The sequence below is a fragment of the Microbacterium sp. zg.Y1084 genome, assembly GCF_024623595.1.
GTDB lineage: Bacteria > Actinomycetota > Actinomycetes > Actinomycetales > Microbacteriaceae > Microbacterium > Microbacterium wangruii.
This window is the reverse complement of sequence record NZ_JANJGV010000002.1, coordinates 384169-405542: the sequence shown is the minus strand read 5'-3', so window position 1 is coordinate 405542 and position 21374 is coordinate 384169. Positions and strand designations below refer to the sequence as shown.

20 protein-coding genes are annotated in these 21374 nt (G+C 71.7%); 8 read left to right on the top strand and 12 right to left on the bottom strand.

The genetic code is table 11. The features are described from left to right. Positions 1-23 precede the first annotated feature (23 nt). From NQ165_RS03200 to NQ165_RS03175, 6 genes are all read right to left on the bottom strand, one after another. Positions 24-716: a hypothetical protein gene (locus NQ165_RS03200; RefSeq protein ID WP_257531213.1), complete on the bottom strand. Its 693-nt coding sequence runs from the start codon at positions 714-716 to the stop codon at positions 24-26. Positions 717-795: 79 nt separating this feature from the next. Next, positions 796-1716 (bottom strand): hypothetical protein, encoded by a 921-nt coding sequence (locus tag NQ165_RS03195; RefSeq protein WP_257531211.1) that lies wholly within the window; start codon positions 1714-1716, stop codon positions 796-798. Positions 1717-1775: 59 nt separating this feature from the next. Next, complete coding sequence (locus tag NQ165_RS03190; protein WP_257531209.1) at positions 1776-1937, bottom strand: hypothetical protein; 162 nt, start codon at positions 1935-1937, stop codon at positions 1776-1778. Positions 1938-1970: 33 nt separating this feature from the next. Beyond that, positions 1971-3101 carry a glycosyltransferase family 2 protein gene (locus tag NQ165_RS03185; RefSeq protein ID WP_257531208.1) on the bottom strand — a complete coding sequence of 377 codons (1131 nt, stop codon included), beginning with the start codon at positions 3099-3101 and terminating at the stop codon, positions 1971-1973. A 250-nt stretch (positions 3102-3351) separates the two neighbouring features. Then, entirely contained in the window at positions 3352-5967 is a 2616-nt protein-coding gene (locus tag NQ165_RS03180) for a LuxR family transcriptional regulator (RefSeq protein WP_257531206.1), read from the bottom strand. A 48-nt stretch (positions 5968-6015) separates the two neighbouring features. Beyond that, on the bottom strand, positions 6016-6945 hold the full coding sequence (locus tag NQ165_RS03175; RefSeq protein ID WP_257531204.1) for a heme A synthase: 930 nt from the start codon (positions 6943-6945) through the stop codon (positions 6016-6018). 252 nt (positions 6946-7197) lie between these two features. Here NQ165_RS03175 and sufB point away from each other — a divergent pair, with 252 nt between their 5' ends. The 7 genes from sufB to NQ165_RS03140 all read left to right on the top strand — a co-directional run bounded on the left by sufB (position 7198) and on the right by NQ165_RS03140 (position 14061). Then, positions 7198-8616, top strand: a complete 1419-nt coding sequence (gene sufB, locus NQ165_RS03170) for a Fe-S cluster assembly protein SufB (protein WP_257531202.1) — start codon at positions 7198-7200, stop codon at positions 8614-8616. Continuing rightward, a complete protein-coding gene (gene sufD, locus NQ165_RS03165) occupies positions 8616-9806 on the top strand; it encodes a Fe-S cluster assembly protein SufD (protein WP_257531201.1) in 1191 nt (396 codons plus the stop codon). Before sufB ends, sufD begins: the two co-directional genes overlap by 1 nt. Then, positions 9803-10129, top strand: coding sequence for a non-heme iron oxygenase ferredoxin subunit (locus tag NQ165_RS03160; RefSeq protein ID WP_257531199.1), 327 nt, complete (start codon positions 9803-9805; stop codon positions 10127-10129). The genes sufD and NQ165_RS03160 overlap by 4 nt, the downstream gene beginning before the upstream one ends. Positions 10130-10131: 2 nt before the next feature. Further along, entirely contained in the window at positions 10132-10902 is a 771-nt protein-coding gene (gene sufC / locus NQ165_RS03155; protein ID WP_257531197.1) for a Fe-S cluster assembly ATPase SufC, read from the top strand. Positions 10903-10911: 9 nt separating this feature from the next. Next, a complete protein-coding gene (locus NQ165_RS03150) occupies positions 10912-11241 on the top strand; it encodes a metal-sulfur cluster assembly factor (RefSeq protein ID WP_257531195.1) in 330 nt (109 codons plus the stop codon). Between the two features lie 298 nt (positions 11242-11539). Next, positions 11540-12700 (top strand): MalY/PatB family protein, encoded by a 1161-nt coding sequence (locus tag NQ165_RS03145; RefSeq protein WP_257531193.1) that lies wholly within the window; start codon positions 11540-11542, stop codon positions 12698-12700. Then, positions 12697-14061: an MFS transporter gene (locus NQ165_RS03140; RefSeq protein WP_257531191.1), complete on the top strand. Its 1365-nt coding sequence runs from the start codon at positions 12697-12699 to the stop codon at positions 14059-14061. Before NQ165_RS03145 ends, NQ165_RS03140 begins: the two co-directional genes overlap by 4 nt. 16 nt (positions 14062-14077) lie before the next feature. Here NQ165_RS03140 and NQ165_RS03135 read toward each other — a convergent pair whose 3' ends face one another. Genes NQ165_RS03135 through NQ165_RS03110 form a run of 6 tightly spaced genes read right to left on the bottom strand, consistent with a single transcriptional unit; the run spans position 14078 to position 19610 of the window. Next, positions 14078-14983, bottom strand: coding sequence for a siderophore-interacting protein (locus tag NQ165_RS03135; RefSeq protein ID WP_257531189.1), 906 nt, complete (start codon positions 14981-14983; stop codon positions 14078-14080). After that, positions 14970-15827, bottom strand: coding sequence for an ABC transporter ATP-binding protein (locus tag NQ165_RS03130; protein ID WP_257531187.1), 858 nt, complete (start codon positions 15825-15827; stop codon positions 14970-14972). The genes NQ165_RS03135 and NQ165_RS03130 overlap by 14 nt, the downstream gene beginning before the upstream one ends. Continuing rightward, complete coding sequence (locus tag NQ165_RS03125; RefSeq protein ID WP_257531185.1) at positions 15824-16849, bottom strand: iron chelate uptake ABC transporter family permease subunit; 1026 nt, start codon at positions 16847-16849, stop codon at positions 15824-15826. The genes NQ165_RS03130 and NQ165_RS03125 overlap by 4 nt, the downstream gene beginning before the upstream one ends. Next, complete coding sequence (locus tag NQ165_RS03120; protein ID WP_257531183.1) at positions 16846-17892, bottom strand: iron ABC transporter permease; 1047 nt, start codon at positions 17890-17892, stop codon at positions 16846-16848. The genes NQ165_RS03125 and NQ165_RS03120 overlap by 4 nt, the downstream gene beginning before the upstream one ends. Positions 17893-17897: 5 nt before the next feature. Next, entirely contained in the window at positions 17898-18926 is a 1029-nt protein-coding gene (locus tag NQ165_RS03115; protein ID WP_257531181.1) for an iron-siderophore ABC transporter substrate-binding protein, read from the bottom strand. A gap of 48 nt (positions 18927-18974) precedes the next feature. Next, positions 18975-19610: a DedA family protein gene (locus NQ165_RS03110; RefSeq protein WP_257531179.1), complete on the bottom strand. Its 636-nt coding sequence runs from the start codon at positions 19608-19610 to the stop codon at positions 18975-18977. A 165-nt stretch (positions 19611-19775) separates the two neighbouring features. On the opposite strand from NQ165_RS03110, the gene NQ165_RS03105 reads away from it, so the two are divergent. Further along, positions 19776-21374 (top strand): ABC-F family ATP-binding cassette domain-containing protein, encoded by a 1599-nt coding sequence (locus NQ165_RS03105; RefSeq protein ID WP_257531177.1) that lies wholly within the window; start codon positions 19776-19778, stop codon positions 21372-21374.

The following is a 21374-nucleotide window of genomic DNA, read 5'->3' as shown; positions in this document are numbered from 1 at the left end:
AAAACCCACCCCGTGCCGCCCGATCAGGCGCCCGCGGGCACCGGGGTGAGCGACTCCAGAACAGCCGCGCGCAGGCGGGCGGGCGCGCGGTCACCGCCGGCGCGATGCGTGACGCGACCGGGCAGCATCGCCGCCGCCGACGGAGCGGACGACCCCCACCCGCACAGCTGCACGGCGAGGGCGAGCTCGGCGCCGTCCGTCGCGGGCGCGGAACGGCACACCTTGCCCGGGTGACCGGGAAGGATGAGCCCGCGGGCGGCGGCGACATCGTGCAGCGCCGCGGTGCGGAACATCGTGGCGCTCCCCGTGATCACGCTCGCCTTCCCGCTGACGACGCCGAGGTCGTCGTCGCGCGCGAACTCCCGCAGCGCAGTGGCGATGAACTCCGCCGGCATCCGCGTCTCGGCCGTGAGGATGAGCACGAACGTCGGCGCATCGCCCTCCCCCTGCGCCAGCGCCTCGTCGACGGCGGCGGCCGTGTCTGCCGTGGTGATCACCCGGGCTCCGTGGGCGACGGCGGCGTCGATGGCCTCCTCGGCGTCCGGCCTCGTGAGAACGGTGACGCGGCGTGGGACGACCGTCTGCAGCGCCATCGCATCCAGGACGGACAGCACGCCCGACGGGTCGTCGTGGGCGGCGACGAGCACCGCGAGGTGAGACCCTCCGATCCGCCGGTGCGGTCGCCGGGCGCGGAGGGGGTGCAGGGGGAAGGTCATGATCGGATCTCGCTTCTGGGTGATGCGGCCGACACTCGGGCCCCGGGGCGCGCGGGGCGTCCCCGGGGCCCGAGGCCGGTCAGCTGCGGGCGGCGCGCCGCCCTGCGACGAGCGCCAGCCCGAGGCCGAGCGCGCCGGCACCGGCGAGTGCGACGGGCACTGCGGTGCCGGAACCACCCGTGTACGCCAGCGTGGCCGGGGCGGCGCACTCGACGGCGGGGTGGTGCACCTCCCTGGTCACGGCAGGGACAGCGGGGGTGCCGGGGACGCCGGGAACGGCGGGCTGGAACTCCTGGTCCACGACGGTGACCTCCTCAGTCACCGCCGGGTGCTCCACGGTGTGGGTCTCGGCCGGGTGCTCCACGGTGTGGGTCTCGGCCGGGTGCTCCACGGTGTGGGTCTCGGCCGGGTGCTCCACGGTGTGGGTCTCGGCCGGGTGGTGCACCGTCGTGGTCACGGCTTCGAGGTAGAACCAGTCGCCGTTGCCTGAGCCGCCGTGGGAGCGGTAGTACGCGCCCTCGTGGCCCACGCCGTGGGGGTCGCCCTTCACATTGGGCTGCCAGTCGGCGCCCGGGAAGGCCGGCGGGTCGTCGGAGAGGTGCGGGCCGCCGGTCCACGAGTAGCGCTGCCAGTGGTCGAACACCTCCTCGTCCCAGGCCTCCCTGTCGACGACGGTCTCGGTCCAGGCCTCCTTGTCGACGACGGTTTCGGTCCAGGCCTCCTTGTCGACGACGGTTTCGGTCCAGGCCTCCTTGTCGACGACGGTCTCGGTCCAGGCCTCCTGGATGACGCGGGTCTCCAGGTGGCTCACCTCGGGGACCTCCGGCACGCCGGGGATCTCGGCGACGGCGGGCACCGCGGGGGTCACGAGGACCGTCTCGGTCCAGGCAGCCCGCGGAACGCACGGGGCGTCCGCAGCCGGTGCCGCGGACGCGCCGAGCATCAGCGGGCTCGCAGCGATGACGAGCGCCGCAGTGGCGCTCGCGACCTGCTTTCTCACCGCAACTCCTTTCTGTCGTGATGGGTGGGTCAGCCCGCGGGCACTGCCCGCGGGACGCATCAGGGCTCGGTGCGCGCCTTGCGGCGCATCCGGACGACGCGGCCGACGGAGAGGGCCGCGAGCCCGGCGACGAAGAGGGTCCAGCCCGCCACCCAGGTGTGGGCGAGCGCGGCGCCGGTGGTGGCGAGCACCCCGGATGCGGTGCTGTTGAGCTGGTACATGGATGGGTTCTTCCGGAAGAGAGGGGGTCCCGCTCAGCTGGAGGGGACGAAGAGGGGTGACTCGTGTGCGGTGACGTGGTTCCAGGCGGTGTCGCGGCGCAGCAGCGCCAGCGCGACGGCGTGCACGAACGCCGCCTGCAGGGCGATGTCATAGGCGATCTCCGGCAGCACGGCGGCGGCGAGCATCCGGGCGCGTGGTCCGCCCGGCCACACGGTGATGACGCGCTCGACGATGAAGACGCCGCCCACGGCGAGCCAGAATCCGCTCACGGCGAAGGTGCCGGTGGCGACCGACAGCGCGGTCAGCAGCAGCAGCGTGGCGATCGTGAGGATGCCGACGAGGATCATCGCCTGCTGGCCGAAGTAGCGCAGCGTGACGCGGGAGACGCCGTACTCGCGCAGGTTGTCGAGCATGCCCTTGTACCAGCGCACGCGCTGGCGATGCAGATCGCCCCAGGTGGGCATGAGCTCGGTGGTGCAGACGCATTCCTCCGGCGCAACCATCCGCCAGCCGCACGTCTTGAGGGCGAGGGTCAGCTCGGAGTCCTCGGTGATGGCGCCGCGGTCGTAGACGTCGCCGCGGGTGCCCGGCAGGAGATCACCTCGGGCGGCGGCGACCTCGCGCAGCGCCGCGGTGCGGAACATCGACGCGGTGCCGGTGACGACGCTCACCCGTCCGGTGGCCCGGATCTGGGTCCCGTAGCGGACGTACTCGTTCGCCTGGAACTGCTGCAGCATGCTCATCGGCCGCTCGCCGACGAAGAGGCCGCTCACGGCGCCGAGTGCGTCGTCTGCGTTCAGCGCGGCCAGGGACACGTCGATGAACTGCGGGTCCAGGCGCGTGTCGGCATCGACGACGAGGATGAAGGGCGGCGCGTCGTCGCCCAGCGCTGCGAGCGCCTGATTGAGCGCACCGGCCTTGCGGTCCGTGTTGTCACGGGTCACCATGACGTCGGCCCCGTGGGCGGCAGCGACGTACCCCGTGGCGTCCGTGCAGTTGTCGGCGACGACCACCACGCGTCGGGGCACCGCCGTCTGCCGCGACAGGGCGTCGAGCGTCTCGGCGATGGCGTCGGCTTCGTTGTGCGCGGGGATGAGGACGGCGAGCTCGCTCGCGCGTACGACGCGCCGCGAGGACGGGAGGGGCCGTACCGTCGGGCTCATGGCGGGACCGCTCTTTCTCGCCGGCACCCCGGCGCTCGGGCGGGCCGTCAGGAGCGCGGGCGGCCACGCGGCGGCACCACGGCGGTCCCGCGGTCATCCAGTCCACTCGCGGGGTGCGGAGCACAGATGGGCGCGGAGGCGATCTGAGCATCGCGGTGCGCCCGATCGAGTACGTCAGGCGGCCATGCTGAGCACGCGGAGAACCCGTCTGAGTACTCGCTGTGGGGGCCGCAGCCGGCGCTGCGGCGGCTCAGACCAGCCCGATGAGGTCCTCGCGCGTCTTCACGCCGAGCTTGCGGAAGACGCGGTAGAGGTGGTTGTCGATCGTCCGCTCACTGACGACCAGCCGCTCGGCGACTTCCCGGTTGGTCAGGCCCGCGGCGATCAGATGGGCGACCTCGCGCTCGCGGGGTGTCAACACGGATTCCGGGTCGAGACGTGCCGACAGCACCAGCGAGAGGTCGTCGCCTGCGGCGTGCACGGCACGGCGCAGGTGGAGCGATTCCCGCGCAGCGGCGTCGGAGCGCCCTTCCTGACGCAGGTAGCGCACCGCCATCGCGTGTGCACGGGTGGCGTAGAGCACGAGGCCCGCATCGCGGAGGACGTCCGCCGCGGCGAGCAGCCGTTCGGGTGAGTGATCGCCCGCGCCCTCGAGGAAGGCGCCCATCGCCGGCATGATCGAGCCCTGACTGGCGAAGGCCACCTGTGCCGCGCGGGCCGTGCGTTCCCCGTCCACATGCAGCTCCAGCAGCCGCACCGATTCGAAGACGGCGGCCAGGAGGTGCCCGTCGTCGATGAGGGTGGTGACCTCCTCCCACGCACCGGCGGTCGCCTCGTCGGCGGGCACACCGCGGGCGAGGGCGAGCGCCGCGGCAGTGGCGGCGGGGCTCATGTACGGGAAGGGCCCCGCGCTGAGGCCCAGCGCGTCGAGCTGCACGACCATGTCGTGCGCGCTGTCGAAGGCGCCTTCCCACAGGGACAGACCGGCGCTGATGGAGAGCAGGCCGGCGCGGGCCTCAGGGGCGAGGACGGCAGGGGCGTTCACAGCGAACAGGCTCGTCAGATGGTCGCGCAGGGTGCCGAGCCGCCCCTGCAGGAAAAGTCCGAGCGCCACCACGTAGCCGTAGGGCTCGATTCGCGTGCGGTCGAGGGTGCCGCGGGCGAGGTCGAGCTGCCGCTGCGAGCTCTGTATGGCGCCGGCGATGTCGCCGTCGCAGAGCTGGGCGAGCGGTATCACCGAGTAGGGATCGCGGCGCAGCGGGTCGGCGGGGGAGAGGTCGGCGAAGTCGGCGACCGCGTCGCTCGTGCGCCCGCCACTGAGCAGCACCTCGCCGCGGACGAGCCGCACGATGTCGACGGCGTTCCAGCGCGGCAGCCCCGAGGTCTGCAACGGCCGGGCCAGCTGGCGCACCTGCTCGATCTCGGCCGGTCGCGGGTAGGCCGGCAGCTCAGCCGTTCCCAGTCCGGGCAGCATCAGGCGCAGATGCTGCCCGACGGCGGAGACGGCGGCGCCCGAACCGGGGATCTCGTGAGCCGTCTGCGTCAGCAGGTCCATCGCCTGGTGCGTTTCGCGGCGGCTGGTCGCGCGGTACACGACCTCCCACAGCCGCAGCCGCAGGGCGTCACGGTCCGCCGGCAGCTGCGCGGTGCGTGCGGCGGCGAGCACGTCGTCGATCTCGTGGTCGTCGGCGCCATCGTCGAGGAGCGCCTGGACGTAGGCGACCGCGGTGAGCGCCCCGGGTCGGGCCTCCCACTGCGCCCGGGACTGGGTCACGCGTCGTGCGGTCTCCTCGTGCAGCACCCGCCCGAGGATCGCGGCGGCCTCAGGCGACGAAGACCAGCGGTTCGGCGCGTGGAGGGGCGGTCGCGGGCTCTGACCGGGCAGGGCAGTGGACGCATCCGTCTGCGTGCGCGCTTCTGCGACGCGGTCGGCGGCGGCCCGCCCGCGAGCGGCCGGCGCGCGATGCCGCAGATAGTCCTCCAGAACCGGGGGGAACAACGCGGCCACGGGACCGCGATCGTCGTCGACGAAGCGGAGCAGGCCGCGGTCGTCGAGCGCGGTGAGGATCGACCACGGCAGCAAGCGCCGCACCGTCACCAGGTCGGTGGGGCCCAGCTCCGCCAGTACCCAGCATCCCTCGCGCTCGGCTTCGCTGAGTCCTTCGGTGAGTTTCACCAGGGTCGCCGCGAGCCCTCTGCTCCACAGGTCGCGCTCAGCCGACCAGCGCTGGCCGCGCTGCACCAGACCGCCCGCCTGCCGGGCGGTGAGGGTGATCGCGCGGGCGATGCCCGGCAGCCCCCCCGACAGGGCGTAGACGCGACCCGCGGCGTCGGCGTCGACGTCGCCGCCGAGGGTGTCCGACACGAGACGGTGGATCGCCTCGAACGACGCAGGCGGAATCCACAGAGCGGTGGCCTCGCGCCGCGCCAGGACGGTGTCGACGGCCGCTGCGCCGGGGTAGGGCGGCCGCACGGTGATGACGACGGTCACAGCGGGGTCGTCGGCTGCCGCAGCGAGCACGGTCGCCGAGGCTTCGTCCAGGCGATCGCCGTCCGAGACGAGCAGCAGCACCGGCGCGGACCCCGCACGCGACGACAGAGCCTGTGCGGCGCCGAGGGGGGTCAGCGCGCCGCTGTTGGGCGCGTGGATGCCGGACAAGGCGAGTGACTCGAGCGGGCGACCCGCCGCCCCGTGTCCCGTGAGGGACCGTACGGTCCATTCCTCGCCCGCCATGACGTCGCCCACGAGGCGGAGCGTCTCCCGCCGGCCGGCGCCGGGCAGCCCCACCACCACCACGCAGATGCCGGAGCGCACCGACTCCGCGATCGTGCTGACCAGCCCGGAGCGCGGAGACGGCGTCGCCATGCCCCCACTATGGTCGGCGGGGTGCGATCGCGCCAGCCTCGCGCGGGGTCAGCTGCGCGGGTGCGCCGGCCGCGTCAGGTTCAGCAGCAGCACGGTCATCGCGGCCGCGGAGAGGGCGGCGAGCACCATGTGCACGCCGACGGCGAGCTCGGGCAGGCCGTTGCGCGCCTGGTAGATCCCGACGGCGATCTGCACAAGAACCACACCGAGCAGTGTCGTCGCCCACCGCCGGGTGGGCAGGGTCCGAGCCCAGGCGGCCCCGGCCAGCACGAGGAGGGCGGCCAGCAGCACGTATCCCGGCCAGGCGTGCACGTGCTCGAGCACTTCGGCGTTGAAGCCGTTGCGGCCGGCCTCGACGTCTCCCGAATGGGGGCCCGCGCCGGTGGTCAGCACGCCGAAGGAGATGGTGACGGCAAGGGGGACGAGGGTCGCGTACGCGGTGCGGGCGTACCAGAGGGGCACCGCGCGGCGCCGCGGCCCCGGCACGGTGTGCATGCGCACGAGGAAGGCCGCGCAGACGCACACCAGCAGCAGCGAGGCGACGTAGTGGAAGCCGACGATGAAGGGGTTCAGACCGGTCAGCACCGTGATGCCGCCGACGATCGCCTGCGCGACGACGCCGCCGACGACGACGAGGGCGAGCATGAACAGGTCGCGGCGCTCCCGGCGCATCCGCCACAGGAGAACGACGACGATGAGGGCGAGGATGCCGACGAGGCCGGTCAGCGTGCGGTTGCCGAACTCGATCACCCCGTGAATGCCCATCTCGGGGGTGTTGACGAGCGACTCGGGGGTGCAGGTCGGCCATGTGGGGCACCCCAGACCCGACCCGGTCAGGCGTACCGCGCCGCCGGTGGCGATGATCAGCACCTCGGCGAGGAACGACAGCCAGGCGAAGACGCGGATGCGGCGGTCCACCGTGGCGGGGAGCCAGTCGTGGAACCGGGAAGGGGTGCGCGTCGCGACCGCCTGGGACATCTCGTCGCCTCCTGGGAATGCACATCGGATCGCGTCGGTTCGGGCCCGCGGGCCACGACCAGGCGCCGGCGTTGCCTGTAGACTCGTGCTTTGGGGATGCCGCGCACAAGCGCCGGTCATCCCTCCCAGTCTAGGTGTGATCTCACGCCCAGTTGAGCGGGCCCGGAAGCGGCATCACCACCCTCGGAACTCCACGAGGGGGCAGGAATGCCGGGACGGATGACACCGTTGTGGCCCAGAGGAGGAAACGTCATGTCGGATGTGCTGATCGACCGTCCCGAGCTCGATGGGCTGGGGGTGTACGAGTTCGGCTGGCACGACCCCGACGCCGCCGGCGCGACCGCCAGGCGCGGACTGAGCGAAGCGGTGGTGCGTGACATCTCCGCTCTCAAGGCCGAGCCCGAGTGGATGCTGAAGACCCGCCTGAAGGCCCTGCAGCTGTTCGGTCGCAAGCCGATGCCGACGTGGGGCGCCGACCTCAGCGACATCGACTTCGACAACATCAAGTACTTCGTGCGCTCCACGGAGAAGCAGGCCCAGACGTGGGAGGACCTCCCCGACGACATCAAGAACACGTACGAGCGCCTCGGCATCCCCGAGGCCGAGCGCCAGCGTCTGGTCGCCGGCGTCGCCGCCCAGTACGAGTCGGAGGTCGTGTACCACCAGATCCGCGAAGACCTCGAGGCGCAGGGTGTCATCTTCATGGACACCGACACCGCCCTGCGCGAGCACCCCGAGTTCTTCGAGGAGTACTTCGGCACGGTCATCCCGTCCGGTGACAACAAGTTCGCCGCGCTGAACACCGCGGTGTGGTCGGGCGGATCGTTCGTCTACGTCCCCAAGGGCGTGCACGTCGACATCCCGCTGCAGGCGTACTTCCGGATCAACACCGAGAACATGGGTCAGTTCGAGCGGACCCTGATCATCGCGGACGAAGACTCCTACGTGCACTACATCGAGGGCTGCACGGCCCCGATCTACCAGTCCGACTCGCTGCACTCCGCGGTCGTCGAGATCATCGTGAAGAAGAACGCCCGCGTGCGCTACACGACGATCCAGAACTGGTCCACGAACGTCTACAACCTCGTCACCAAGCGTGCCGTCGCACACGAGGGCGCCACGATGGAATGGGTCGACGGCAACATCGGCTCCAAGGTGACGATGAAGTACCCGTCGATCTTCCTGGTGGGCGAGCACGCCAAGGGCGAGACCCTGTCGGTGGCCTTCGCCGGTCCCGGCCAGCACCAGGACGCCGGCGCCAAGATGATCCACATGGCGCCGTACACGCAGTCGTCGATCATCTCGAAGTCGATCGCCCGCGGCGGCGGCCGTGCCGGCTACCGCGGCGAGGTGCGGGTGGATGCCAACGCGCACCACTCCGCCAACACGGTGCGCTGCGACGCGCTGCTGGTCGACACGAAGTCCCGCTCCGACACGTACCCCGCGATCGACATCCGCGTCGACGACGTGCAGCTCGGGCACGAGGCGACCGTGTCGAAGGTCAGCGAGGAGCAGCTGTTCTACCTGCAGTCCCGCGGCATGCCCGAGGACGAAGCCATGGCGATGATCGTCCGCGGCTTCATCGAGCCCATCGCCCGCGAGTTGCCCATGGAGTACGCCCTCGAGCTGAACAAGCTCATCGAGATGGGCATGGAAGGATCCGTCGGCTGATGACCAGCGTCACCCAGGCCCCCGCCACCCGCGGAGAGGGCCACATCGACCCTGCCGCCGCTTTCGTGCCGGTGCAGACCCGGTCGGAGCGTCCGACCTCGTTCGACCCGGCCGACTTCGGCGCGCCCACCGGCCGTGAGGTCAACTGGAAGCACACCCCGCTGACGCGGCTCGGTGCCGTGCTGACCGACGAGGAGCCCGACGCCACCGCCGTCGCGCACCGCATCACCGGTCCGGAAGGCCTCGTGATCGCGTCGACCGGCCACGATGCCCCGGCGCGCGGCGAGGTCTTCCGTCCCGAGGATCTGCCCGCGGCGATCGCATGGAAGCGCAGCCCCGACGCGGTGCACGTGCGCATCCCCGCCGGGGTCGAGCAGGACGACCTGCTGCGCATCGACCTCGCCGGGCGGGATGCCGGTGCCCACGGGGCCGACCACATCATCGTCGAGGCGATGCCGCAGTCCGCTGCCACGGTGCTGCTCTACCACTCCGGCACCGCTCAGTACGCGCAGAACGTGGAGATCATCGTGCGCGACGGCGCGCGGCTGAACCTCGTGACGGTGCAGCGCTGGGACGAGGACGCCGTGCACGTGGCATCCCACCAGGCGCGTGTGGACCGCGACGCGTCGCTCACGCATGTCGTGGTGAGCCTCGGGGGCGGCGTCGTGCGCGTGAACCCCTCGGTCGAGCTCTCCGGGGCCGGCTCCTCCTGCAAGCTGTACGGCGTGTCGTTCTCCGACTCCGGCCAGCACCTGGAGAGCCAGGTGTACATGCACCACAAGGGACCCCACACGAAGGGCGACGTGCTCTACAAGGGCGCCCTGCAGGGCGAGAGCGCGCGCAGCGTGTGGATCGGCGACGTGCTGATCGGCCCGGATGCCGCCGGCACGGATTCGTACGAGGCCAACCGCAACCTGGTGCTCACCGACGGCGCCCGCGCCGAGTCCATCCCGAACCTCGAGATCGAGACCGGTGACATCCAGGGCGCAGGCCACGCCAGCGCCACCGGACGCTTCGACGACGAGCAGCTGTTCTATCTGCAGGCCCGCGGCATCGGCGAAGCGGAGGCGCGACGCCTGGTGGTCCTCGGCTTCCTCGGCGAGATCGTGCAGAAGACCGGCATCCCCTCGCTGGAGGAGGAGCTCACGGCGGCCATCCTCGCCGAGCTCGACGCGGAGCCGTCGGCATGACCGCCACCCGCGTCTGCGCACTGAGCGAACTCGAGCAGGACACCGCCCGCCGGGTCGAGGTCGACGGGGTCCCCATCGCCCTCGTGCTGGATTCGAACGGTGAGGTGCACGCCATCGGCGACACCTGCACCCACGGCGACATCTCGCTCTCCGACGGATTCGTCGAGGGGGAGACCCTGGAATGCTGGGCCCACGGCTCGGCGTTCTCGCTCCTCACCGGCCGTCCCCTCAACCTCCCCGCTTACGAGCCCGTCCCCGTCTACGTCGTCGAGATCGACGGCGACGACGTGCTCATCGATCCGACCCTGAAGAAGGAAGTCTGACAATGTCTGTCCTCGAGATCCGCGACCTGCACGTGACGGTCGAGACCGATGAGGGAACGACCCCGATCCTCAACGGCGTCACCCTCACCATCCGCACCGGTGAGACCCACGCCATCATGGGCCCCAACGGCTCCGGCAAGTCGACGCTGGCGTACACGATCGCCGGTCACCCCAAGTACACCGTCACCGGCGGCTCGATCACCTTCGACGGTCAGGACGTGCTGGAGATGACGGTCGACGAGCGCGCCCGTGCCGGTGTCTTCCTCGCCATGCAGTACCCGGTGGAGATCCCCGGCGTCACCGTGACGAACTTCCTGCGCACGGCCAAGACCGCCATCGACGGTGAGGCCCCCTCGCTGCGTTCGTGGACCAAGGACGTCAAGGAGTCGATGAAGAACCTGCGCATGGACCCGAAGTTCGCGCAGCGCAACGTCAACGAGGGCTTCTCGGGCGGCGAGAAGAAGCGTCACGAGATTCTGCAGCTCGAGCTGCTGCGCCCGAAGATCGCGGTGCTCGACGAGACCGACTCCGGCCTGGATGTCGATGCGCTGAAGATCGTCTCCGAGGGCGTCAACCGCGCCAAGGAGAACACCGGCCTCGGCGTGCTGCTGATCACCCACTACACGCGCATCCTCCGCTACATCCACCCCGACTTCGTGCACGTCATGGTCGCCGGGCGCATCGCGGAGGAGGGCGGCCCGGAGCTCGCCGAGCGTCTCGAAGCCGAAGGCTACGACCGCTACCTCGAGCCCGCCGCCGACGCGGACGCGTAGGATCGCCTCATGACCGCGACGCTCACCACCGAGAAGTACGAAGAGGTGATCGAGGCGCTCAAGGACGTGATGGACCCCGAGCTCGGGATCAACGTCGTCGACCTCGGCCTCATCTACGACCTCGCGTGGGATGACGAGAACGACGCCCTCGTCATCCACATGACGCTCACCTCCGCCGGCTGCCCGCTCACCGACGTGCTGGAGGAGCAGACGGCTCAGGCCCTCGACCAGGTCGTCGAGCGCTTCCGCATCAACTGGGTGTGGATGCCGCCGTGGGGCCCCGAGCGCATCACCGATGACGGGCGCGACATGATGCGCGCCCTCGGCTTCGCCATCTGACGCTGCGTCATCGCACGCGAAAGGCCCGACGCCACGACCGGCGTCGGGCCTTTCGCGTGGGCGTTTCGTCTCGGGCGCTGCGCGCCCTCGCTCAACGACCGGGGGCGGCGGTGGGGCGGTGGGGCGTTTCGTCTCGGGCGCTGCGCGCCCTCGCTCAACGACCGGGGGGGGGGGGGCGTTTCGTCTCGGGCGCTGCGCGCCCTCGCTCAACGACCGGGGGTCTCGCTGCGCGCCCTCGCTCAACGACCGGGGGCAACCGATGGGCGCCCGGCGTCGACGGGCATGCCAAGCTTGAATCGTGACCCCCACCCCCCTCCAGGCCCCGCCGCTGGAGCAGCTGCGGCAACGCAGCAGCACGAAGTGGCGCACCTATCCCGATGACGTGCTGCCGCTGTTCGTGGCGGAGCTGGACTTCGACCTGGCGCCGGCGATCACCGAGGTGCTGCAGCGCGCCGTGCTGGCGGGGGACACCGGCTACACGCCGCCCGACCCCGGCATCCGCGACGCCTTCGCCGGGTACGCCCGGCGGCGGTGGAACTGGGATGTGGCGCCGGAGCGCGTGCGTTCGACGGGGGACGTCATGATGGGCGTGGTCGAGGTGCTGCGCCGCGTCATCACCCCCGGCGGTGGCGTCGTGATCACGCCGCCGGTGTACCCGCCGTTCGGCGACTGCATCGAAGAGGCCGGCGGCGTCGTCATCCGGGTGCCGCTGAGCGACACCGGCGCCGCCTGGCGGCTCGACCTCGAAGGGCTGGAGCGGGCGTTCGCCGCCGGAGCGTCCGCGATGCTGCTGTGCAACCCGCACAACCCCACCGGCACCGTGCACGCGCGCGACGACCTCGCGGCGCTGGCCGATATGGCCGAGCGCTACGGGGTCACCGTCATCAGCGACGAGATCCACGCCCCGCTCACCCAGCCCGGGGTGACGTTCACCCCCTACCTCGACGCATCGCCGGCGGCCACCCGCCACGGCTTCGCCGTCACCAGCGCCAGCAAGACCTACAACCTCGCGGGGTTGAAGTGCGCCGTGATGATCGCGGGCTCCGATGACACCGCGGCCGTGCTGGCGGGGCTGCCCGCCGAGGTGGAATGGCGCACCGGGCTCTTCGGCGCGCTGGCGAACGTCGCGGCCTTCTCCCCGCAGAGCGACGACTGGCTCGCCTCGCTGCTGGCGGCCCTCGACGACAACCGGCGACTCCTGGCAGACCTGCTCGCCGAGCAGCTCCCGGCCGCGCGCTACCGGATGCCGGAGGCCGGGTTCCTGGCGTGGGTGGATCTGACCGGTCTCGGCTGGGGGGACAACCCCGCGGCGACCATCCTGCGCGAGGCGAAGGTGGCCCTGCACTCCGGCCCCGCGTTCGGCGCGGAAGGCGCGGGCCACGTGCGCATCAACTTCGGCTGCGCACCGGAGGTGCTGCGCGAGGCGATCGGGCGCATCGGCGCCCTCGCGCGCGCATGAGCGACACCCGGGCGGCGGCGGGCATCTGGTCCGCAGGCTACGTGTGGGTGACCCTCGGCGCGGTCGCGATGATCTTCCTCGCCGCCACCCAGGCTCTGGCCGTGACGACGGTCATGCCGGTCGTCAGCGCCGACCTCGACGGTGAGGCGCTGTACGCGGCGGCCTTCTCGGCGACGGTCGCGACCAGCGTCATCGGGATGGTGGTCGCCGGCGCCTGGTGCGACCGTTCGAGCCCGCTGGGTCCGCTCACCGCGGCCGTCGTGCTGTTCGCCGCCGGCCTCGTCGTGGCGGGCCTCGCCCCGAGCATGGAGGTGCTCGTCGCGGGCCGGCTGCTGCAGGGGCTCGGCACCGGCGGTCAGACGGTGGCGCTGTACGTCGTGGTGGCGCGGGTCTTCCCCGGCCGGCTGCACGGCCGGGTGTTCGCGGCGTTCTCCGCCGCCTGGGTGATCCCCTCGCTCGTCGGTCCGGTGCTCGCGGGGGCGGTGGCGGAGTTCCTCCACTGGCGATGGGTGTTCCTCGGCGTCGCCGTCCTCACCCTCGCCGCCTTCGCGCTGGTGTCGCTGCGCCTCAGGGGTACCGACCTGGGCACATCACAGCCGGACCGTACGCCTGTGGGCGCGCGGCTGCTGTGGGCGGTGCTCGTCGCGGGAGGGGCTCTGGCGCTGACCCTCGCCGGCAGCGCGGGCGCGTGGATGCCGGCGGTCGTCGTGGCATCCATCGTCGTGCTCGTGCTCACCGTGCGCCCGCTGGTGCCCGCGGGCACCCTGCGCGCGGCCCGCGGACTCCCCAGCGTCGTGCTGATGCGCGGCCTCATCGCCGGCGCCCTCTTCGGGGCGGAGGTGTACGTGCCCAAGCTGCTCATCGACGAGTACGGTTTCTCACCGGTGTGGGCAGGACTCGGTCTCACCGCCGCCGCCCTGATGTGGGCCTTCGCCGCAGCGGTGCAGGGGCGGTGGGGCGATCATCTCGGCAATGCGCGCATCACCATGATCGGCACCGCGCTGCTGGCCGTCGCGATCGCCTCGGGCCTCGCCACCGCGGTGTGGGGTCTGCATCCGGCCCTGCTCATCGCCGTCTGGTCGCTGGCGGGCGGCGGGATGGGGTTGATGTACCCGCGCCTGACCGTGCTGACGCTGGCATACTCGACGCCGCAGAACCAGGGCTTCAACTCTTCAGCGCTGTCGATCTCGGATGCCGTGGGCTCCGCCGTCGTGATCGCGACGATGGGGCTGGTGTTCACGACGTTCGCGGCGACCGGCGCGGGGTTCGCGGCGGTGTTCGCCCTCGGCGTCGCGGTCGCGCTGGCGGGCCTCGTGCCCGGTCTGCGGCTCGGCCACGCTCACGAGGAAGCGCGGGCCTGACGGGCCGGCGCGCCGCTCAGTTCTCGGCTCGCCCGAGCCGCCAGTAGCCCATGAACGCCACCGCCCGGCGGTCCACGCCGTGCTCGGCGACGAGGCGTCGGCGCAGCGTCTTGATGGCCCCCGACTCGCCGGCGAGCCACGCGTACAACGGTGCGCTCTTGAGGGCGGCGCCGCCCTTCGCGGTGCGGGGCACCTCCCACAGGATGCCGTGGTCGATGTCGACCTCCTCGACCTCGCCACCGCGCCCGGCCGGAACGAGATGCGTCGCCGCGTCGGTGGCCTCGGTCAGCAGGTGCGTGCTGCGTGGCCCGTCGTCCCGGCCCGCCACGCGGTACTCGAAGCCGGGGTGGCGAGGCAGGTAGGCGGCATCCGCTGCGCAGGGCAGCTCGACCACCACGACGCCGCGCGCCTCGGCGGGAAGCTGCTCGAGGATCGTCGCGATCGCGGGGGCCGCGGTCTCATCACCGGCCAGCAGCAGATGGTCGGTGCGGGCCGGTGGCACGAAGTCGATGCCGTAGCTCACGCCGGTGTGGGCCCGCGTGGGGGCGTAGATCATCACCTCGTCGCCAACGGCGGCGCGGGCGATCCAGTCCGACGCGGGACCGAGCACGTCGTGGGCGACCATGTCGACGTCGACCTCGGCCACCTCGTTGCGCACCGCGCGCGTGGTGTACGTGCGAAAGGGCGGTCGGGCGTTCTCGGGGAGGTCGCGCCAGCGCAGGTACCACTGTTCGTCGGTGGGCATGGCGTCCAGCCCCGCCTCGGCGGCGGGGAAGACGATCTTGATGCGCTGGTCGAAGCCGGGGTCGCCGAAGTCGGCGAGGTCGTCGCCGCCGAAGGTGAACCGCCGGAAGCTCGGCGTGAGGTCGGCGATCGCCTTCACGCGGGCGCGGAAGAAGCGGGACGTCTCAGGGGGTGCCATCGGGTGCTCCGGACGAGGTCGGGGGGAGGGGCGGTGCGGGCGGGGACTGCACATGGTGACGGCCGCGGGGGAGCACCAGCGGGGAACCGGACACGGGATCGGGCACGACGAGGGCGTCGAGGTCGAACACGTCGCGGATGAGGTCGGCGGTGATGACCTCGGCAGGGGCGCCGCTGGCGACGACGCGACCGCCGCGCACGGCGAAGACGTGGTCGGCGTAGCGCGCGGCGAGGTTGATGTCGTGCAGCACCATCACGATGGTCGTGCCGCGGGCGCGGTTGAGGTCGGTGAGCAGGTCGAGCACCTCGATCTGATGCGACACGTCGAGGAAGGTCGTCGGCTCGTCCAGCAGCAGGATGTCGGTCTCCTGCGCCAGTGCCATCGCGATCCACACCCGCTGGCGCTGCCCACCGGACAGCTCATCGACCGGGCGGTCGGCGAGCTCCGCGGTGCCCGTGTCGGCCAGCGCCTGCGCGACGACGGCGTAGTCGTTCTCACTCCACCGCGCCAGCATCCGCTGGTGCGGGTGGCGCCCGCGACCGACGAGGTCGGCCACGGCGATGCCTTCGGGCGCGGTGGGACTCTGCGGCAGCAGGCCCAGGGTGCGCGCGATCTCCTTCGTGGGCAGCGACCGCAGCGCAGCGCCGTCCAGCAGCACCTGACCCGCGGTCGGGGTGAGGAGCCGGGCGAGGGCGCGCAGCAGGGTCGACTTGCCGCAGCCGTTGGCGCCGACGATGACGGTGATGCGGCCAGGCGGGACCTCGAGGTCGAGGCCCGCGACGACCGGCCGATCGCCGTACGAAAGAGTGAGCGCCTCGGCGCGCAGCGTGTGGGCGGTGGTCACAGCGACCCTCCCGAGCGGTTGGTCCTGATGAGCAGGTAGACGAGGTACGGAGCGCCGAGCACGCCGGTGACGACGCCGACGGGGTAGCGGGTGTCGAACGCGAACTGGCCGATGAGGTCGGCGGCCAGCACGAGGGCGGCGCCCACGAGTGCGGCCGGCAGCAGCGGCGACGCACCCGGCCCGACGAGCCGCGCGGCGATGGGGCCGGCCATGAAGGCCACGAACGCGATGGGGCCGGCCGCGGCGGTCGCGAAGGCCAGCAGCACGACCGCGCCGACGATCAGCACGATGCGCGTGGGCCCGACCCGCACCCCGAGCGCCGTCGCGGAGTCGTCGCCCAGGCGCAGCACGCCGAGCGCGCGGCCCTGCACGAGCATGGCGGGCACGGCCACGAGGCACGCCAGGGCGAGAGGGGCGACCGTGCCCCACGTGGCGCCGTTGAGGCTGCCGGTGAGCCACTGCATCGCCGTCTGCAGGTCCCACGCGGCGGCACGGGAGAGCACGTAGGTGACGGCGCTGTCGAGCATCGCGGCGACGCCGATCCCGATGAGGATCAGCCGGGTCCCCGTGAAGCCTCCGCGGTGCGACAGCAGGTAGATGGCGGTCGCCGTCAGCAGCGCGCCCGCCAGTGCCAGCATCGACACGGCGGTCTCGTTGAGGGAGAGCACGATGATCCCGAACACGGCGGCGGCGCTGGCCCCCGAGGTGATGCCGATGATGTCGGGAGAGGCGAGCGGGTTGCGCAGCATCGTCTGGAACGTCGTGCCCGCCATGCCGAAGGCGAGGCCCGCGAGCAGCCCGAGGGTCGCGCGGGGCAGCCGCAGCTCGCCCACCGTGAAGGACGCCCCCGGCACGGTCTGGCCGAGCATGACGGCCCACACCTCGGCGGGCGAGTAGAACGTCTGGCCGACCATGAGGCTTGCGGCGTAGACGGCGACCACCACGAGCGCGAGGATGCCGGTGATCAGGGCACGGCGCCGCTGCCTGCGGCGCCTGCCGACGGCGATCTGAGCGACGCTCACAGCTCGCGAACCCTCTGCCGGCGGACGATCCAGATGAACACCGGCGCACCGATGAACGCGGTGATGATGCCGACCTCGATCTCGCTGCCCGGTGCGATGACGCGACCGACGACGTCGGCGGCGACCAGAAGCGCACCACCGGCGACGGCGGTGAAGGGCAGCAGCCAGCGATGATCGGTGCCGACGAGCAGTCGGCAGAGGTGCGGGACGACCAGCCCCACGAATCCGATGGGGCCGGCCACCGCTGTGGCCGCGCCGCACAGCACGATCGCGCCGGCGGAGGACACCAGCCGGGTGCGGCCCACGTTCTCGCCGAGCCCGGTGGCGAGGTCGTCGCCGAGGGCGAGGGAGTTCATGCCGCGGGTGGTGGCGAAGCAGACGAGGGCGCCGATCGCCAGCACCGGCGCGACGGCGCCGATGCGGTCCCAGGTCGCCCCGCCGACGCCGCCGATCTGCCAGAAGCGGAAGCTCTCCATGACGTCCACCCGCGGCAGCAGCACGGCGCTGACGAGCGAGGTGAAGGCGGCGGAGATCGCCGCACCGGCCAGTGCCAGCTTCAGCGGCGTCGCCCCGCCGCGTCCGAGGGAGCCGACCGCGTAGACGAACACGGCCGCGGCCGCGGCGCCGGCGATGGCGACGCCCATCAGGCTGTGCGGGGCGTTCAGCCCGAAGAAGGCGATGCCGATCACGACGGCCAGTGAGGCGCCGGCCGAGACACCCAGGATCCCGGGATCGGCCAGCGGGTTGCGGGTGACGGCCTGCATCGTGGTGCCGGACATGGCCAGCGCGGCCCCGACGAGCATCGCCAGCACCGTGCGCGGGATGCGCGCCACCACCGCCGCCTCGGAGATCCCGTTCGTCGATCCGCCCAGGGCGGCGATGATCTCCTGGAGGGTGACTTCGCGCACCCCGAACGCTACCGACGCCACGCACAGCAGCGCCAGCAGCACGGCGGTGCCGCCGATCCACGCCACGCGCACCGCCGCCGGGCGCCGCAGCGGGGCGGCGTCCGGCGGCGGTGCGACGGTGGGGGCGGCGCTCACCCGTCTCAGCCCAGCGGCGCGGCGAGCACCGCGAAGTACTCGTCGATGCCCCAGCCGATCGACAGGGGGGAGGGGTTGGCCGATGCGGCGAGCGGGGTGGAGTCCTCCAGCACCGCGATGCGGCCCTCGGCGATCGCGGGGATCTGCGACAGCAGCGGGTCTGCCTGCAGGTCCTGCACGATGGTTCCTTCCGGGTCGCCGTACGTGACGAAGACATCGACGTCGGCGAAGCGGTCGGCCTGCTCGGAGCTGACGGTCACGTAGAAGCCGTCGGTGCCTGCGGACTCCTCCGCGACGATGGCGGGGGCGGGGAGGCCGAGCTCCTCGAGGAAGCCCGGGCGCGTGTCGTGGCTGGTGTAGAAGCCGATCGAGCTGAGGTTCGACGGGTCGAGGTAGGAGAAGAGCACCGAGGCCTCGGCGAGCGCGGGGTGGTCCGCGAGGGCGGTGTCGACCTGAGCCTGCAGGTCGTCGATGAGCTGGTCGCCCTCATCGGCGAGACCGAGTGCGGCCGAGTTCAGCCGGATCATGTCCTGGTACGACGTCGCCCAGGGGACGTCGGGGTAGGCCACCACCGGGGCGATCTTCGAAAGGGTCTCGTAGTCCTCCTCACTCAGTCCGGAGTAGGCGGCGAGGATCACGTCGGGCTGCGTGTCGGCGACGGCCTCGAAGTCGATGCCGTCGGTCTCGTCGAACAGCACGGGCGTCTCGGCATCCAGCTCCTCGAGGCGCTCCTCGACCCACGGGAGAACGCCGTCGCCGTCGTCGTCGCCCCACGTCGCCTTGCTCATGCCCACCGGCACGATGCCGAGCGCGAGCGGCACCTCGTGGTTGGCCCATGCCACCGTGGCCACCCGCTCGGGCTGCTCGGGGATCACCGTCTCGCCGAGTGCGTGCTGCACGGTGACGGGGAAGGCGCCGTCGGCGGTGGTCTCCGCGGGTGGCTGCGAGCCGGGGGTCGACGCGCCGGCGGCACAGCCGGAGAGCGCCACGGCGGAGACGGCGAGGGCGGCGAGGGCAAGGCGGATGCGGGGCACGGAGGACCTCCGGTGGGAAACGGGGAGCGTCCTGAAGTTAGGACAGGCTTACTTTACTCCATTGACCTCCAGAACCGCCAACGGGGTGGGACGGTCACGCCGGCGATGGGCAGCGACGCGGTCGATCACGAGACCGATCGTCAGCGCGATGGCGATGCCGATGGCGGCGCTGAGCAGCGGCTGGTCTGTCGCCCAATGACCGGCGAGCAGCCCGATCGCCGCGCTGAACAGCGTCCAGGTGACGGTGGCCACGATGCTGAGGGGAAGGAAGCGGCCCCAGGGATACCCGACGGCGCCCGCCGACATGTTCACGGCGACGCGTCCCACAGGGATGTAACGGGCGCCGATGATGAGCATCGCTCCACGACGATCCAGCGACGTCGCGGCCCGCGTGAAGGCCGCCGCGACCCGAGGGCGCCGCATCCACGCCCACCGGGAGGTGCCGACGGTGCGTCCGAGCGCGAACGCGAGGTTGTCGCCGACGACGGCGCCCGTCGCCGCGGCCGCGCACAGCAGCGCGAGGTGGGGTCCGCCCGCGGATGCCGCGACGGCCGCCGCCGCGACCAGCACCGTCTCGCTCGGGACCGGCGGGAACACCCCGTCGAGCACGGCCGCGAGGAGCATCACGAGGTACAGCCACGGGGATGCCGCCGCCTGCAGGATGAGGTCGTTGAGAAGGTCCACACTTCGACGCTAGGAATCCCGTCGTTCCGTGGCATCCGTCGCAGGTCGCACACCGGGTCCGTCGCTGGGGGTGTCCTGGGCGGGCGGGAGCCGCAGCTGCGGCGACGTATACTGGGGGGCTGGCCCTCCGCCACCCCCACCACCCCCGAAGAACGGACGTTCGCTGTGCTCGCCGTGCACGACCTCGAGATCCGCGTAGGCGCCCGCGTGCTGATGTCCGATGTCTCCTTCCGCGTCTCCGACGGCGACAAGGTCGGCCTCGTCGGTCGCAACGGCGCGGGCAAGACGACGCTCACCAAGGTGCTCGCCGGCGACCTGCTTCCCGCCGATGGCCGCGTGGAGCGCTCCGGCGAACTCGGCTACCTGCCGCAGGACCCCCGCTCGGGCGACCCCGAGATGCTCGCCCGCACCCGCATCCTCGACGCGCGCGGACTGGGTTCCCTGGCGATCGGCATGCATGAGGCTTCGCTTGCGATGGGTTCGGATGACGCGGATGCCGCGGCCAAGGCCATGAAGCGGTACGGCAACCTCACCGAGCGGTTCGAAGCACTGGGGGGGTACACGGCCGAAGCCGAGGCCGCGACGATCGCGCACAACCTCTCACTGCCCGACCGCATCCTCGACCAGCCGCTGTCGACCCTCTCGGGAGGACAGCGCCGCCGCATCGAGCTGGCCCGCATCCTGTTCTCGGACGCCGAGACCATGATCCTCGACGAGCCCACCAACCACCTCGACGCCGACAGCGTCGTGTGGCTGCGCGAGTTCCTCAAGAACTACAAGGGCGGACTCATCGTCATCTCGCACGATGTGGAGCTCGTCGGCGAGACGGTGAACCGGGTGTTCTACCTCGACGCGAACCGTCAGGTCATCGACGTCTACAACATGAACTGGAAGAACTACCTGCGCCAGCGGGTGGCCGACGAGGAGCGCCGCAAGAAGGAACGCGCGAACGTCGAGAAGAAGGCCACCGTCCTGCAGCAGCAGGCCGCCCGGTTCGGTGCCAAGGCGTCGAAGGCCGCCGCCGCGCACCAGATGGTCGCCCGTGCCGAGAAGATGCTCGCCGGGCTGGACGACGTGCGCCAGGAGGACCGCGTGGCGAAGCTGCGCTTCCCCAAGCCCGCGCCCTGTGGCAAGACGCCGCTCATGGCATCCGGGCTTTCGAAGTCCTACGGCTCGCTGGAGATCTTCACCGACGTCGACCTCGCCATCGACCGCGGGTCGAAGGTGGTCGTGCTCGGCCTCAACGGCGCCGGGAAGACGACGCTGCTGCGCATCCTCGCCGGCGTCGACAAGCCCGACACCGGGCAGCTCGAGCCCGGCCACGGTCTGAAGATCGGCTATTACGCGCAGGAGCACGAGAACCTCGACGTCACGAGGTCGGTGCTGGAGAACATGATGTCCGCGGCCCCCGACATCACCGCGACCGAGGCGCGCAAGGTGCTGGGCTCGTTCCTGTTCACCGGCGACGACGTGCTCAAGCCCGCGGCTGTGCTGTCCGGCGGCGAGAAGACGCGACTGTCGCTCGCGACGCTGGTCGTCTCGAGCGCCAACATGCTGCTGCTGGACGAGCCGACCAACAACCTCGATCCCGCCTCGCGCCTGGAGATCCTCGACGCCCTGTCGCACTACGAGGGCGCCGTCGTGCTCGTCTCGCACGACGAGGGCGCCGTGCACGCGCTCAACCCGGAGCGGGTGCTCATCCTCCCGGACGGCGTCGAGGACATCTGGGGTCGGGACTACGCCGACCTGATCACGCTGGCCTGA